13 protein-coding genes and 1 tRNA gene are annotated in these 14929 nt (G+C 54.6%); 7 read left to right on the top strand and 7 right to left on the bottom strand.

Annotation, left to right across the window (positions count from 1 at the left end):
- The 4 genes from HFD95_RS11175 to HFD95_RS11160 are packed head-to-tail and all read right to left on the bottom strand — an operon-like array spanning position 1 to position 4872.
- Entirely contained in the window at positions 1-2286 is a 2286-nt protein-coding gene (locus tag HFD95_RS11175; RefSeq protein WP_167430241.1) for a molybdopterin-dependent oxidoreductase, read from the bottom strand.
- 33 nt (positions 2287-2319) lie between these two features.
- A complete protein-coding gene (locus HFD95_RS11170; protein ID WP_167430240.1) occupies positions 2320-3081 on the bottom strand; it encodes an amino acid ABC transporter ATP-binding protein in 762 nt (253 codons plus the stop codon).
- Entirely contained in the window at positions 3074-3997 is a 924-nt protein-coding gene (locus HFD95_RS11165) for an amino acid ABC transporter permease (protein ID WP_010247951.1), read from the bottom strand. Before HFD95_RS11165 ends, HFD95_RS11170 begins: the two co-directional genes overlap by 8 nt.
- Positions 3994-4872 (bottom strand): ABC transporter substrate-binding protein, encoded by an 879-nt coding sequence (locus HFD95_RS11160; protein WP_181955262.1) that lies wholly within the window; start codon positions 4870-4872, stop codon positions 3994-3996. Before HFD95_RS11160 ends, HFD95_RS11165 begins: the two co-directional genes overlap by 4 nt.
- A 713-nt stretch (positions 4873-5585) precedes the next feature.
- Here HFD95_RS11160 and HFD95_RS11155 point away from each other — a divergent pair.
- Positions 5586-7508, top strand: a complete 1923-nt coding sequence (locus HFD95_RS11155) for a methyl-accepting chemotaxis protein (protein ID WP_167430238.1) — start codon at positions 5586-5588, stop codon at positions 7506-7508.
- 431 nt (positions 7509-7939) lie between these two features.
- Here the strand turns inward: HFD95_RS11155 and HFD95_RS11150 are convergent, their stop codons facing one another.
- On the bottom strand, positions 7940-8200 hold the full coding sequence (locus HFD95_RS11150) for a hypothetical protein (RefSeq protein WP_010247965.1): 261 nt from the start codon (positions 8198-8200) through the stop codon (positions 7940-7942).
- A 201-nt stretch (positions 8201-8401) separates the two neighbouring features.
- Between HFD95_RS11150 and HFD95_RS22220 the strand changes: the two genes are divergently transcribed.
- Both HFD95_RS22220 and HFD95_RS11140 read left to right on the top strand, forming a co-directional pair.
- Positions 8402-8536, top strand: a complete 135-nt coding sequence (locus HFD95_RS22220) for a hypothetical protein (protein ID WP_022624981.1) — start codon at positions 8402-8404, stop codon at positions 8534-8536.
- A gap of 72 nt (positions 8537-8608) precedes the next feature.
- Positions 8609-9307, top strand: coding sequence for an RluA family pseudouridine synthase (locus HFD95_RS11140; protein WP_167430237.1), 699 nt, complete (start codon positions 8609-8611; stop codon positions 9305-9307).
- Between the two features lie 16 nt (positions 9308-9323).
- Here the strand turns inward: HFD95_RS11140 and HFD95_RS11135 are convergent, their stop codons facing one another.
- Positions 9324-9863 (bottom strand): DUF2058 domain-containing protein, encoded by a 540-nt coding sequence (locus HFD95_RS11135; protein ID WP_010247968.1) that lies wholly within the window; start codon positions 9861-9863, stop codon positions 9324-9326.
- Positions 9864-10014: 151 nt separating this feature from the next.
- Here HFD95_RS11135 and HFD95_RS11130 point away from each other — a divergent pair, with 151 nt between their 5' ends.
- From HFD95_RS11130 to HFD95_RS11120, 3 genes are all read left to right on the top strand, one after another.
- Positions 10015-10647, top strand: coding sequence for a TetR family transcriptional regulator (locus HFD95_RS11130; protein WP_010247970.1), 633 nt, complete (start codon positions 10015-10017; stop codon positions 10645-10647).
- A gap of 83 nt (positions 10648-10730) precedes the next feature.
- Positions 10731-12113: a D-arabinono-1,4-lactone oxidase gene (locus HFD95_RS11125; protein WP_167430236.1), complete on the top strand. Its 1383-nt coding sequence runs from the start codon at positions 10731-10733 to the stop codon at positions 12111-12113.
- A gap of 12 nt (positions 12114-12125) precedes the next feature.
- On the top strand, positions 12126-12956 hold the full coding sequence (locus HFD95_RS11120) for a glycosyltransferase family 8 protein (protein WP_033778851.1): 831 nt from the start codon (positions 12126-12128) through the stop codon (positions 12954-12956).
- Positions 12957-13045: 89 nt separating this feature from the next.
- Here the strand turns inward: HFD95_RS11120 and HFD95_RS11115 are convergent, their stop codons facing one another.
- Positions 13046-14167: a Gfo/Idh/MocA family protein gene (locus HFD95_RS11115; RefSeq protein ID WP_167430235.1), complete on the bottom strand. Its 1122-nt coding sequence runs from the start codon at positions 14165-14167 to the stop codon at positions 13046-13048.
- Between the two features lie 333 nt (positions 14168-14500).
- Here HFD95_RS11115 and HFD95_RS11110 point away from each other — a divergent pair.
- Positions 14501-14576 (top strand) — tRNA-Asn (locus HFD95_RS11110).
- Positions 14577-14929: the final 353 nt, after the last annotated feature.

Raw genomic sequence — 14929 nt, 5'->3', positions numbered from 1 at the left:
TCATAACGGGGGAATAAAGGCCTGCACCGGCGTGACTTCCCCGGCAAATTTACGCACCTGCACCACCGTAATCTGCCCGCTACATCCCTGTGCCAGAGATGACGTCCCGATATCCAGCGTCAGCACATTGGGATTACCGTGACGACAAAGCGGACGGGCGGCAGTGGCGTCGACCGGATCGTACCAGGCACCGGTTGGCAGCTGTACCACGCCAGGCATAACCGTGTCGGTGAGACGTGCGCTGGCGAGCACATGGCCCCGATCGTTATAAAGCTCAATGATGTCGCCATCCGCGATAGCCCGGGCTGCCGCATCCTCGCTGTTGAGGCTACAGACTTCACGCCCTCCACGTTTGCCACTCTGACTGAAATCACCAAAATCGAGCTGACTGTGCAGGCGCGTCGCGGGCTGATTGGCAATCAGCCAGAATGGGTAGTCGGCGCTGGGTTTTTGCTGGGGTTCACGCCATACCGGATGGCCGGGACAGTTGTCATAACCAAAGCTGGCGATAGTGGCGGAGAAGATCTCAATTTTGCCGCCTGCTGTGGGCAGCGGTGCAGCATCAGGGTCAGCGCGAAACGCATTGATCATCCGTCCACCATCCTTCACCTGCGGCAACTCAAGGATGCCCTGCTGCCAGAACTGATTAAAATCCGGTGTCTGCACCTGATGCGCCGCCAGTTTTTCCTGTAGCTGATGGTAAAGATGCTGCAACCAGCCTCGCGCATCGCGCCCTTCGCTAAACGCTTCTTCCCGGCCAAGTTGCCGGGCCAGCTCACGGAAAATCGTGTAATCGTCCCTGGCTTCGGCGTAAGGCTGTGCCACTGGCTGCATGGCGATTAAATGGCGATCGGTCGGCGCACCGCCGATATCCTCACGCTCCAGGGTCATGGTGGCGGGCAGAACGATATCAGCATGACGCGCACTGGCGGTCCAGACGCTCTCATGCACGATGAACGTATCCAGCTGGCAAAATGCCTGACGCAGCCGGGCCAGATCCTGATGGTGGTGAAACGGATTGCCGCCCGCCCAGTAAGCCAGCCGGATATGAGGATAAGTAAGCTGACGGCCATTGTAGTCAAACCTGGTGCCGGGATTGAGCAGCATATCGGCAATACGGGCTACCGGAATAAAGCGGTCGATGCCATTTTTGCCCTGCGGCAGGGACGGAAAGCTGACCAGATTGTGATGTTTGCCATAATGGCCAAGCGCACCCAGTGCATAGGTATAGCCGCCGCCGGGCAGCCCGGGCTGTCCGAGTGCCGCCGCCAGCACCAGGCCAAGCCAGACCGGTTGTTCGCCATGCTCGGCGCGTTGTAAGGCATGGGCGACCGTAACCAGTACGCGCTTGCCGTGCAGCTGTCGGGCGAACTGCCTGATCAGGTCGCTGCTGACGCCACAGATCGCGGACGCCCAGGGCGCGTCACGCACCACGCCATCCTCTTCACCCCGGATGTAGGCCACCATCTGAGGCCAGCCGACACAGTAGCGCGCCAGAAATGCCTCATCGGTTAACCCTTCGGTGATTAATACCGCCAGCAGGCCGAGTATAAACGCCGCATCCGTTCCGGGTCGCAGCGCCAGCCACTCACCCTGTGCTTCCTCTGGCAAATCGCTTTTCAGTGGGCTTACCGAGATAAAACGGGTGCCGCGCTGTGCCGCACGCTGCATAAAACCGCGCTCGGTATGCTCACTCAGGCCGCCGCTGGCCACTTGGGCATTTTTCAGCGCCAGCCCGCCAAACGCCAGCACCACCTCGCTGTGACCGGCAATCTCTTCCCAGCTCACGCCACGCCGGGCGACTTCATTCATGTCGCCCACAATATGCGGCAGCAAAACCGATGCCGCGCCGGAGCTGTAGCTGTTAACTGAGCGAACATAGCCGCCCAGCGTGGTGTTCAGGAAACGGTGCACCTGACTTTGGGCGTGATGGAAACGGCCTGCGCTTGACCAGCCGTAAGATCCGCCAAAAATCCCCGCCGGGCCGTAAGCCTCACCGACCCTCTTAAGCTCCAGTGCAACCCGATGACTGGCTTCCTCCCAGCTAACCGCGACATATTCATCTGCCCCACGACGCCGATCCGGGCCAGGCCCGTTTTCCAGCCAGCCACGCCGTATCATCGGCCGTGCGACGCGTGCCGGGTGATTAAGTGAATGACGGAAGTTTTGCAACAGCGGACTGGGGTCGGGATCGCCCCCGAACGGCTCAATAAGCAGTTGATCGCCGCTGCGCTCAGCGTGAAAAGCGCCCCAGTGGGCGCTGTGCATTACCGGTTTTTGCGTCATCCTGCTTCCTGGCTTTCACAAAAGAAACGGTGCTCAGAGCACCGTTGCGATAAAGTTTCTGACGCGTCCGTTGTCCGGATCGTCGAGTACCTGCTGCGTCGGGCCAGCCGCCACAATTTTGCCGCTCTCCATAAAGACGATGTTATCGGCGACCTCGCGGGCAAATCCGATTTCATGGGTGACAACCACCATGGTGATACCGGAATGCGCCAGCTGTTTAATGACCTGCAGCACTTCACCCACCAGTTCCGGGTCAAGCGCCGAGGTCGGTTCATCAAACAACATAACGCCAGGATCCATCGCCAGTGCGCGGGCAATCGCAACGCGCTGCTGCTGACCACCGGAAAGGTTTTGCGGCCACTCATCTTCGCGACCAGACAGCCCCACCTGTTTCAGCAGCGCCAGTGCTTTGCTGGTCGCCTGATGGCGACTCTGCTTTTTCACCCGCATCGGCGCATCCGTGATGTTCTGCAACACTGTACGGTGCGGGAACAGGTTAAATTGCTGAAACACCATGCCGATTTCCGCCCGCTGGCGTGCAATGGCACTGCTGTTGAGTTCGTGCAGCGCCTGGCCTTTTTGTCGGTATCCCACCATCTGGCCGCCGATACGGATGGTGCCACCATCCAGCTTCTCAAGGTGATTAATGCAGCGCAGCAGCGTGGATTTACCGGAGCCGGATGGCCCCAGAATCACCGTGACCGACCCGGCAGATATATCCAGGTTAACGTCGTCGAGGATGGTTACGCCAGAGAAGCGCTTGGTGACCCTGCGCAGTGCAATTGCTTCAGCCATTGCTCACACTCCTTTGGGTTTTCGGCAGCGAAAAGCGCGGCAACGACGGCCAGAGGCTGCGCTTTTCACGCCGCGTGACACCGCGGCCAAAATAACGCTCCACGTAATACTGGCCCACCGACAGCACTGAGGTCATCAGCAGATACCACAGAGTGGCGACCAGCAGCAGCGGGATCACTTCATAGGTGCGCTGATAGATAATCTGCGCCGAAAACAGCACATCCTGCAGAGAAATCACTGACACCACTGCCGTGGTTTTCAACTGGCCAATGATCTCGTTACCCGCTGGCGGCATAATGGCGCGCATCGCCTGCGGTAAAACGGTATGACGGAAAATCTGAGCCGGGCGATATCCAAGCGCGCGTGCCGCTTCAATCTGCCCATTACCCACGCTCTGGATACCCGCGCGCACAATTTCTGCGGCATAGGCGGACTGATGCATGACCAGCGCGATCACTGCCGCACTAAACGGGCTGACCAGCGCGTTGGACTGTGCACTCCAGATCTCACCTAAACCGGGAATCGACAGCGCTATTCTGGGATAGAGCGCCGCGATGTTGTACCAGAGAAACAGCTGCACCAGCATCGGCACGCCACGGAAAAACCAGGTGTAGGCCCAGCTCACCGCAACCAGAACCGGATTTGATGAGAGACGCATCAGCGCCAGCACCGTGCCAAAGGCAAAGCCCAGCACCACTGAAATGGCGGTGAGCTGCAGCGTCATTAACACCCCCTGCAGAATGGAGGGCGCAGTGAAGTTTTCTGCGATGATCCCCCACTCAAAGCGCGGATTGTTAATCATCGAATGTGCCATCGCCACCACGCACAACAGCACCACCAGCGCACTCAGCCAGCGTCCGTAGTAGCGTTTACTGACGATTTTCAGATCGTCAGTGTGGTTCTGAATCTCACTCATTTAAAAATCTCTTCGTTGCGTCGGGCTTCGGTCACAGCACCAAATCCGATTCCCCAGTTATCGAGGATTTTCCGGTAGCTGCCATCTTTGATTAATGAGTTCAGCGCGGCCTGCACGGCAGGTTCAAGTGGAGAGGCTTTTGGGAAAGCGACAGAGACCGGTGCATCGTTAACGGTGATTTCGCCGCTCATGGTCAGCGATTTGATTACCTTAACCTGCCACAGCAGCCCCTCATAGGGACCCAGGAACAGCGGTACGCGCCCGCTGACCACCGCCTGCACGCCAGCCGGACGATCCGGGAATATCGCTACCTTGATGGGCTGTTTACCTGCGGCCTCACAGGCTTTACTGGCTTCTTCCAGCCGCGTAACCTGGGTGGTACCGGAACCGGCGCCGACCTCTTTGCCGCAGACGTCACTGAGTGATTTAAACGGGGCGATACTGGCGTCTTTTCGGGAAATAATTCCCAGCAGGCTGGCGTTGTAGTAGCCGACAAAGTCGATCTGTTTCAGGCGGGTCGGTGTGGCATTTATGTTCGACAGCGCCACATCGTAACGTCCGGTTTTCAGACCGGGAATGATGTTGTCGAAGCCGCCCGTGTCGCGCCACTCTACCGCGATACCCAGACGTTCACCCACCGCATTCATGATGTCGATTTCGCGACCGGCCAGCGTCTTATTATCTTCTTTATAAAAGGTAGTTGGCGGCGTATTCGGGTTTGTTCCTGCCACAATGTAGCCACGCTTGAGGATATCCGCAGGAATCAGCGTTTTCAGCGCCGGATCGGCTTTAACATGTATGCTGCTGTCAGCAGGCACTGAGGGTTCTGCCGCAAAGCTGACGGATGCGTTGAGCACGAGTGTGAAAAGGGTCATTCTTTTTATCAATTTCACCGGAACCTTTCTCCTGATATTTAAAATGTTCCCCCAGAGGGAAAAGCGATCGTGACCTGTTGTCAGCGCTGAAAGAAAGCCAGATAAGCGGCGGGCTCCAGAGCTTTTATCATCCTCGTAACGTTCTGTTGTCATTCTCAGTGAAGACCGGCGGCGATCACAAATGCTAAAACCGGGAATATTTTGCTGGAATATGGCAATGGCGCGCGTTGCGAGGCTGTTGAACAGGCGCTGGCATCCTGTGACCGAAGAGATGAGCAGTTTGGTAAGGATTGGCGAGGCGAGAAAACGTCATACTGCGGTTAATTAATTGGCACAGCCAGGCTCTGATGATTAATAAAAATATAATTTCATTGATAAGTATTTATTGAAAAATCATCCCTCTGCGCCTGACCGATTCTTTTATCCGGGACTTATTTGATCAAAATCAATAACTATTTATTCAGGTAATGTAAAGACTGCGGCAGGCACTTTAACCATAATTTTAATCAACATTATCAATACATTACGCGAAATAAATCAAAGATTAGCAGGCAGATAGTTTCCCTTGAGAATAATGAAAGCCTCATTAATCAGATCATTGATTAAGTATAAATAATATTAAAGCTTCGTCTGGCACTGACGATAAGAAGATCATCTTTGAATTATTTAACAGCCTCTTCTCTGCTTCTGATATCTCACTAAAGGTGAACCTTATGGGCCTTGCTCAACGCATCTCCGATATTAAAATTGGGAAAAAACTGGGCGTCGGTTTTATCGTCGTCATTGCTGCCTCCCTCGCCATTACTTTTATCGCTTTCGATTGTTTTCGCAGTATTAAAGACAATTCCGCCCGGCGCACGATTACCGTGGAGATGGTAAACACGTTAAGCAAGGCACGCCTTAACCGCACCCTCTACCAGTACACCAAAGATCCCAAATTTGCCACGCAGAACGTTCAGGCCCTGAAGGAGTTAGATGTCCTTTATAAACGGCTGGATGGATTCAAATGGGATGAGATGGGCCAGCAGAAAGTCGCGCTGATGGGGCAGTTACTTAACGATTATCAGAATCAGCGCCAGACATTCGTGACGGCTGCGCAGGCGACAAGCAGCGCCTTTGATGCTATTAAACCGGGTGCCCTGATTGCGCTTGCGCATCAGTTTGAATCACTCGATATGGCTCTGACACCCGACGCGGCGCTGCCGGTCATGCACCTGGCCGCAGCGCTGTTTGATGCGGCCAATGTTGAAAAAGCGTTTCTCGATAAGCCGTCTGAGGCCAGCAGAGAGGCGATTCTTGAAGAATACACCGCTATCAACACCCTGAGCGAGCAACTGGATATTTTCGCCCAGCCGAATATTAATGACGTAACGCGAAATGTGCTCAGCACTCTGACGCAGCAACGCCAGGCTTTAACGCGCTATGTCGATGCGACAGAGAAAGAAAAGAGCGAATCGGCGGGCCTGACCACCACCGCAGAGCGGCTCAATGCGGTGGTTTCCGATACCTTTGCCTATCAGTCCCAGCTATCCTCTGAATTTATCAAACAGGCGGAGTGGCGCATTGCTTTTGCCGCGCTGATTTGTGTGGTTCTGAGTCTGCTGATTGCCTGGCGGATCACCCGCAACATTACGCTGCCATTGAAAGAGACGCTGAACGCAGCGCAACGTATTGCCAGCGGTGATTTAACAACCTCACTGAAAACCACACGTGGTGATGAGTTAGGTCAGCTGATGCAGGCGGTAGATGCAATGAACATCAGCCTGCAGAACATCATCACCAACGTGCGTGATGGCGTCAGCAGCGTGGCGCGTGCCTCGGCGGAAATCGCGGCAGGTAATACCGATCTTTCATCCCGCACAGAACAGCAGTCTGCCGCAGTGGTTCAGACCGCTGCCAGCATGGAAGAGCTCTCTTCAACTGTGAAACAGAATGCGGAGAACGCTCACCATGCGAGTCAGCTGGCGACAGACGCGTCAGTTAATGCCGGACGCGGTGGCGAGATTATCCGTGACGTTATCGAAACCATGAACAACATCAGCCAGAGTTCGGGCAAAATCGGCGAGATCATTCACGTCATCAACAGCATCTCCTTCCAGACCAATATCCTGGCCCTTAACGCCGCCGTCGAAGCGGCACGAGCCGGAGAACAGGGTCGCGGATTTGCGGTGGTTGCCGGTGAAGTCAGAAATCTGGCCCAGCGCAGTTCACTGGCCGCCAAAGAGATTGAAACGCTGATACGCGAGTCACTTGATCGGGTTCATGATGGTTCTGAGTTTGTGGAACGCGCCGGTACCACCATGGATGACATCGTCCGCTCTGTCAGTCAGGTTAAAGATATTATGGGTGAAATTGCTGCCGCATCTGACGAGCAAAACCGCGGCATTTCTCAGATCGCCACGGCAATGGCCGAGATGGATACCACGACGCAACAGAACGCCGCGCTGGTTGAAGAGTCCTCCGCCGCAGCCAGCTCACTGGAATCTCAGGCAGATGAACTGGAAAAAACAGTGGCCGTATTCCGTCTCTCTCCCGGACAAAGCAGCGTCAGCCGGGGCGCACCTGCCCTGTCGCCGCGTTTAGTACCCGCTGCGCCCGTTAATGCATCCGCAGAGTCCAGCTGGGAAAGCTTTTAACGGTTAGCGAAGCGTTAATTCTGTCTGACCGTAATAGAGCCAGCCTTAATTGATTGAGGCTGGCTGAAATAACAGCCCTCTTCAGACAAATAAGTGATCTGATTAATCAGAAGATAATAAGCCGTAGCGGTTAACGCGGGAATGACAGGGTCAGGCGAGCATCCGGAAACTGAGGGAAGGTCATATTATCGGCCACGACAGCTGAAACAAGCTGGCCCGAGCCTGATGATTCCGGTTTATATCCCGGCTGGCTTTGAAATGAGGGTAAATAAGAATCGCGATCGGTCTGTACAGAAAGCGATGGAGAGAGAGTTGTCGTCCCTGACAGCTTCTCCGGCCGGTATACGCTTTCGCGCAACCGATGAGGTCGTCCGCTTCGTCGTTTTCCGGCCGGAGCCGGACTACGTCCATTGGCATCAGTTCCGTTACTGCTAGTTCAGCTCTTCGTTCAGGCTTGCAAGCGTCTGCAGGTACGGCACCTGCTGTTGAGCAATCGCCGGTGACTCAAAACTACTCAGCCAGCTTCTGGCTTCGGCGATTTTCGTCAGCCGATCCGCGTTGCTTTCAGATTTCGCCATATAACCCAGTTGGGTAAAGAGTGTTGCGATACTGATTTCTTTTTCACCCAGGGCAAGGCTTAGTGCCGCTTCGCCAATAATGACGTGGCCTTTCTCGTCGTTTTGAAATAACACAGAAAATCCTCCATTAGATACGAATTGATGACAACCTCACCAGAGACTGTAGTCGTAAAAGAGAGAACTGCCCGAATTTATCACTAAAAATCGCGCAACTTGCTGAACAAATGTTCTTAATGTTTTTTTTCCGGATTGTTCTGTTTGTCTCTGCCGCCCTTCCTGTCAGACTTGCTTTTAAATTCACGATGGGATGTCACCATGAAACTTTCCATTCTCCTTACGCTGCTGGCTGCAACGGTCTGCTCCGTTTTTGCTGCCCATGGCAAATTTGAAACGCAGCAGGCTGGCCAGTCACTCTTCACGCAAAGCGGGGAAACGATCAGCGAAGAATAATGGCTGCGCGCGGCATCGTCAGTGACCGGCCAATCGGTTATGATCCGTTGCCACTTACCTGCCGGTTACCCGATGTCTGCCATTATCGATACGTTTATCGCCCCGCCCTGCTTTGATGAGATAACCCTCCTCTTTCAGGACGACCATCTGCTGGTGATCAATAAACCCAGCGGTTTGCTGAGCCTGTCAGGCAAAAATCCGCAAAACCTCGATTCTGTGCATCATCGGCTGGTGAAGCTTTTTCCTGCCTGTACGCTGGTTCATCGGCTCGATTTTGGCACCTCCGGGCTGATGGTCGTCGCACGCAGCAAAACGATTAACGCGGCACTCTGCCAGCAATTCAGCCAGCGCAGCGTGCGTAAAACTTATCAGGCGCTGCTGTGCGGGCACCTTGCCGATGACGAAGGCGTTATTGATGCCGCGATAGCGAAAGATCCGGCGCAGTTTCCCCGGATGGTGATTTGCCCGATCCAGGGGAAACCTGCGCGCTCACGCTACCGGGTCATGGAACGCGGTTATTATCAGGAAAAAAAGGGAAAGGGATTGCCGGTCACGCGGGTTGAACTGATGCCGGAAACCGGGCGCACCCATCAGCTGCGCATTCACTGTCAGCAACTGGGGCACCCGATTCTGGGCTGTGATCTCTACGGCGGGCTTTTGCTGCCTGGCGCAGATCAGGCAGAGAGACTGATGCTGCACGCCAGCGGATTGACGTTTGTTCATCCTGTCAGCGGCAGCACGCTGCAACTCTCTGCCGACAGCCCGTTCTGAATGCGTCAGCGCGCTGTTACCACATCAAATCATCGGGCACTTTGAAATCAGCATAAGGATCATCTTCGTCCTGTGCTTCTTCACTTAATGCACTGTTTAATACGATGGCACTGGCATCACGCTGCGCAATTTTATCCGCTACGCTGGCCGGGATGATGGCGTACTGGCTCTCGCCATTATTGTCAGCCGCCAGGCGGGCAATGGCGAGACGCCCATTGATCAGCTGAGTCTGCGTCAGCTTATCCACCATAATCTTTTTGATCAGGTTATTGTCGGTGAAGTTGAAGCTGATGTTGCCTCTTGCCACGTCAATTTTGTTCATTTCGATCAGCTGTTTGACCTGCGCTTTGTACTCTTTAGACAGCACAGCCAGCTTCTGCTGCTCGTTCAGCTGCTTATCCCGCTCAAGCTGCGCTTTTTTGTTATCTTCCACCGCCGCTCTGGCTTCACGTGCCTGAACCCTGGATTTCTTCGCTGTCCGCTGAACCTTGTCCATTTTTTTGCTGGATACTAATCCCGCTTTCAGCATCTGCTCTTGCAAGGTGAGTTTTGTCATTGTCGTCTCTGAACCCGTGAAATAATGTCCGGGATTATACCTGTAATCATCCGGGCTGTACCAGGTTGCCGCACCTGCCACGCCCGCGATTGCGGGCAGCCTCTCAACACTGTGCTAACATTCCCCGGTCAAAATCACCTTATTGAGCACCATGTCAGAGCTAACAAAACGTAAAAATGACCCTGAAGGGCTGAAAAAACGCATCATCGCAGGCGCACTGAAAACCTTCGCGGAGTTTGGTATGCAGGGTGCCAGGCTGGAGCAGATTGCTGAGCATGCGCAAACCACTAAACGCATGGTGGTCTATCACTTTGGCAGTAAAGAGCAGCTTTATATCCACGTGCTGGAGCAGGTTTATCAGCAGATACGTCAGCATGAAACCGGCCTGAACCTGGCGGCGATGGAGCCGGAACTGGCCATGACCCGCCTGGTGGAAGCCAGTTTTGATTACCATGTCGAGCATCCCGATTTTATCCGGCTGGTCTGCAGTGAGAACCTGTTGCGCGGGCGCTACATCACCCAGTCGCCGCAGATTAAAGCCCTTAATCGCAGCGCGCTGGATCTGCTGGATGACATTCTGGCACGCGGTCAGCAACAGGGTGTGTTCACTGCCGATGTGCAGACCATCGATGTCCATCGCCTGATCAGCAGTATCTGCGTTCATCACGTCTCAAACCGCTACACCTTCAACGCCCTTTTCAGCCCGGACAACAGCGAAGCAGAGAGTATCCGCCGCAATCGTCAGCTGGCTGTAACCGCAACGTTACGCTATATCCGCAAATAATTGCCCGCAGGCCGGGCTGCGCTTAGCCATAGTCTACGCTTACTGATACTTGTCACTAAAATGCAATAATAAGGAATGCTGTTGTGAGCAGAGATGCACGCCTCTATCCGCTTCGCCAGACCCATATTGAACCCGATGATGATGCGCTGTGGAACTGGGCGCAGAACGCGCAAATCGGCAGCCGTCACCAGGTTCAGCGTCCCGCCAGTGAAGCGGAATTACAGAGACTTATCCGGGAGTCACACGGCCAGATTCGGGTGATCGGCAGCAAGCTGTCGCCTGGTCGTATGCTGCATGTCAGTGATGACGATGTGCTGCTCGATCTCAGCGCCCTGAGCGGCCAGCTTGCCAGTGATGAACAGAGCATTACCTTTGGTGGCGCGACCCCGCTTGAGCAGGTCTATCGCAGCCTGACCGAAATGAACCGCATGCTGGCTTCATCGCCAGGCGTGATTGCGATTCAGACGCTGGCGGGCGCGATGGCGACCGGAACGCACGGCCAGGGATTGCAGCAGAGTTCGATTGCCGACGAAGCGCTGGCAATCAGAATGGTGCTGGCCGATGGCAGCGTGCGCGAATTTGTTCGTGGCGAAGCTGATTTCCCGGCAGCGCAGGTCTCACTGGGCGCACTAGGCATTGTTACCGCGGTAACCCTGCGTACCCAGCCGTTTAGCATCTTCACCTGCCACAAATATGCCGTCTCTGCCGATACCCTTGAAGAGGATCTGCTGCGCTGGAACAACGACTATCCGCTGAGCAAAGCCTGGTGGTTTGTCGATGACAACCTGATGCACGTCTGGAACGCCCATGAGGCGAGTGACGAAGAGCGTCAGCGCTACGAAGCGCAGGGTCGTCAGGTGGTGGAACATGAGGGCGACGTTGACGAAAGCCTCAACGACACTATCGACCAGACGCTGGCACATATGCACCGCGATACGCAGATTGAGGGCAAAGGGGGAAAACAGTTTCGCACCGTCACCCGTTTTCGTGATTTCACCGATGTTACCGGTGACATTTACCAGCTCTTCTGCCGCGGCATTGCGGTGCCGCAGATCAATGTGGAAATCGGCGTGCCGCTGGCAAAAACCCCGGCCATCATTCGCCGCATCAAGCAGTGGTATGCCGAGAACCGTCCGCATATGCACTACCCGATTATCCTGCGCTGCACCGGTGCATCATCGGCCTGGCTCAGTCCGGCCGCTGACCAGCCAACCTGCTTTTTCGGCTTCGTGGTCTATTACGCCGACGATGGTTCGCTGTCACAGGAAGGCCTGCACTTCCTGACTGAAGTGGAAAAACTGCTGGCCGAAGAGGGCGGACGCCCGCACTGGGGCAAATATTACGATGAAGAACGCTACAACTGGCGTGAGATCTATCCGCAGTGGGACGCCTTCCGCGCCCTGCGCAGCCAGCTCGACCCACAGGGCCGACTGGGTAACGACTACATCACGCCACTTTTTGACTGATTGAGGAAAGTTATGTTTGCCTGGGTAACGCTGTTAACTCAACCCGATTATCTGGTGGGCGTGAAAGCGCTGCACCGTTCGCTGCAACAGAGCCACAGCCAGTGGCCGCTGGTGGTGATGACCACGCCGGCGATTTCAGCGTCTGACTGTCAGATTTTGCAGGATGAGGGCTGTGTGATTAAACCGGTCGACCCCCTCTATCCGCGCGACGATCTGGATCAGCACTACGCATCGGCGCAGTTCGGCGAAGTCTGGACCAAGCTGCGCGCCTGGCAGCTCACCGATTATGAGCGCGTCGTGTTTCTGGATGCCGATATGCTGGTCCTTCAAAACATGGATGAGCTTTTTACCCTGGATCTGGGCGATAACCCGCTCGCCGCCTGTCACGCCTGCCGCTGTAATCCCAACCAGATTGCCTCTTATCCGGCAGAGTGGCAGCCTGAGCAGTGCCACTATACCTGGCAGGCGCGCGGTGAAAAGGCGCCAGAGAGTGTGGATCTGTACCTGAACGGCGGTTTTCTGGTGCTGAAGCCCGATAATGCGATGTTCGACGCACTGGAAAAGCGTATTGCCGCCATTGATGATCTCAGTAACTATCCCTTCTCCGAGCAGGATCTGCTGAATGAAGTGTTTGCCGATCGCTGGAAGCCGCTCTCTTACATCTACAATGCCTTGAAAACGCTGCCTTTTCAGCATAGCGGTCTCTGGCACGATGAAGAGGTGAAGAACCTGCACTATATTCTGGCAAAACCGTGGAAACGCGATCTCAGCCAGCCCGAGAGTCAGCGCGATCGCTTTTATGCGCTGGATAAGTTGTGGTGGGAAAAAAGCGGTCTGATCTGATCGGCTATGGGCGGGAAGCCAACGTTTCCCGCCCTGCCCGCCTGGGTTAATCAACACATCGGCAATACCCTCTATCCCTCTGATTCTGCCTATACCTCAATCCAGCGGCGTTGCACTGCTGAGTCAGCAATCGCTTCCAGTACCTTCTGAACCTGCAATCCCTCTGCAAAATCGGGCCACATGCGGTCGCCCGCTGCGATGCCGTTGATCAGGTCGCGAATCTCCACCGTTTTCTGATCGTTAAAACCGATGCCGTGCCCGGCAGAAACGCAGAAGTTCGCGTAGTCAGGGTGTGCTGGTCCGGTCAGGATAGTTTTAAATCCCTGACGCCCGGCCGGTTCGTCATGCAGATAAAGCTCCAGCTCCGCCATGCGCTCCTGGGTGTAGCGCAGTGTGCCTTTGGTGCCGGTGACAACGTAAGTCAGTCCCATTTTTGCACCACAGGCGATGCGTGAGGTTTCAATCACGCCGTGCGCACCGTTATGGAAGCGAAGCAGCGCGCTGGCCTGATCTTCGTTTTCGACCGATAACTGCCGCGCAGGCTCTTTTGGGTCAGGCCTTGAGGCGATCACCGTCATCATGTCGCCGCTGACCTCAGCAATGTCACCAACCAGGTAGTGCGCCATATTAACGATATGCGCCGCCAGATCGCCAAGCGCACCGAGGCCTGCCAGCGCTTGCTGACAGTGCCAGTCGAGCGGCGTTTCCGGTCTGGCGAGATAATCCTCGTTATGGGTGCCGTAGAAATGCACCACGTCGCCTATCTCACCATTGGCAATGATCTCTTTCGCCAGCTGGCTGGTAGGGTTTTTCATATAGTTGAAACCTACCAGCGTTTTAACCCCTGCCGCATCGGCTGCCGCCACCATCTCCTGCGCATCCGCCACGCTTAATGACAGCGGCTTTTCTGAATAAACGTGTTTGCCATGGCGTATCGCCTCCAGCGCCATCTCTTTATGCAGGAAGTTGGGGGCGCAGATATCCACGACATCAATCGCCGGGTCGCTGACCAGTGCGCGCCAGTCCCCCGTCGAGCGCGCGAAACCAAAGGTCGCCGCCTGACGGGCGGCCAGCTCGGGGTTCACTTCAGCCAGCATCTCCCGCACGATTTCGCCTTTCAGCGCAAATACGGTGGGAGCCTGCGCATAAGCAATCGCGTGGCAGCGTCCGATATAGCCGCTGCCAATCATGCCGATTCTGACTTTGTTCATTTCAACTCCAGAGATTCAGTTCAGGGTTGAAATGGAATCTACGTTTCGTTTTTATTGCTGACAAAGCCAGAATCCACACTTTGTGACGCCCGTAAAAAACTATCCGGTTAAATCACGCGCCTGGCCGCCTGACAAGGGCTAGACAGCGCCAGAACACCTCATAAACACCTCAGTTTTACATGTGGCGTTTTGCCGGATGAGTCAGCCGCACAGGCAGCTCTTTCAGTGCTTAAAACGCCATAGTGGCGACTATTTCAGCAGTCGCGCTAATTTATGAAAAAGAGCTTTGACATGGCCCGGCGTGGCCGTTACTATGCGCCCCGTTCAAACGATTCCTCTGTAGTTCAGTCGGTAGAACGGCGGACTGTTAATCCGTATGTCACTGGTTCGAGTCCAGTCAGAGGAGCCAAATTAGAAAAGCCTGCTTAGGAAACTAAGCGGGCTTTTTGCTTTTCATACTTCTGATAAAATATCTGCGTCTTACTCAGTCTGTTTCCTCTTCAAATTCCCGGTTATTTTGGTTATTGCCTAATACTTAGACATTCGGTTCTGCCCTGCCTTAAAGGTTCATTTCTGACCCCTACATCTCATACTCTTTTTAACAAATGCATTAATAGTGACTTAAAGTGTCATAAATGACCTTTCATCCGCATATTTCACAGTCTGGCTGTAAGCTGAGAAGATGATGCCGGTAAATAGTTCAAAAATGACCCTTTTAGTACTATAGTCGGACCATATCGTTTCAAAAACGTACTGAAATTA

It is taken from the genome of Pantoea sp. EKM10T, from assembly GCF_011800685.1.
Lineage (GTDB): Bacteria > Pseudomonadota > Gammaproteobacteria > Enterobacterales > Enterobacteriaceae > Pantoea > Pantoea agglomerans.
This window is presented reverse-complemented; position numbering and strand designations above follow the sequence as displayed.

Bases quoted from the DNA above. Each gene is read 5' to 3' on its own strand.
- HFD95_RS11175 (WP_167430241.1), bottom strand. From the start codon at position 2,286: ATGACGCAAAAACCGGTAATGCACAGCGCCCACTGGGGCGCTTTTCAC.
- HFD95_RS11120 (WP_033778851.1), top strand. From the start codon at position 12,126: ATGTTTGCCTGGGTAACGCTGTTAACTCAACCCGATTATCTGGTGGGC.
- HFD95_RS11155 (WP_167430238.1), top strand. From the start codon at position 5,586: ATGGGCCTTGCTCAACGCATCTCCGATATTAAAATTGGGAAAAAACTG.
- HFD95_RS11140 (WP_167430237.1), top strand. From the start codon at position 8,609: ATGTCTGCCATTATCGATACGTTTATCGCCCCGCCCTGCTTTGATGAG.
- HFD95_RS11160 (WP_181955262.1), bottom strand. From the start codon at position 4,872: ATGACCCTTTTCACACTCGTGCTCAACGCATCCGTCAGCTTTGCGGCA.
- HFD95_RS11115 (WP_167430235.1), bottom strand. From the start codon at position 14,167: ATGAACAAAGTCAGAATCGGCATGATTGGCAGCGGCTATATCGGACGC.
- HFD95_RS11165 (WP_010247951.1), bottom strand. From the start codon at position 3,997: ATGAGTGAGATTCAGAACCACACTGACGATCTGAAAATCGTCAGTAAA.
- HFD95_RS22220 (WP_022624981.1), top strand. From the start codon at position 8,402: ATGAAACTTTCCATTCTCCTTACGCTGCTGGCTGCAACGGTCTGCTCC.
- HFD95_RS11170 (WP_167430240.1), bottom strand. From the start codon at position 3,081: ATGGCTGAAGCAATTGCACTGCGCAGGGTCACCAAGCGCTTCTCTGGC.
- HFD95_RS11135 (WP_010247968.1), bottom strand. From the start codon at position 9,863: ATGACAAAACTCACCTTGCAAGAGCAGATGCTGAAAGCGGGATTAGTA.
- HFD95_RS11130 (WP_010247970.1), top strand. From the start codon at position 10,015: ATGTCAGAGCTAACAAAACGTAAAAATGACCCTGAAGGGCTGAAAAAA.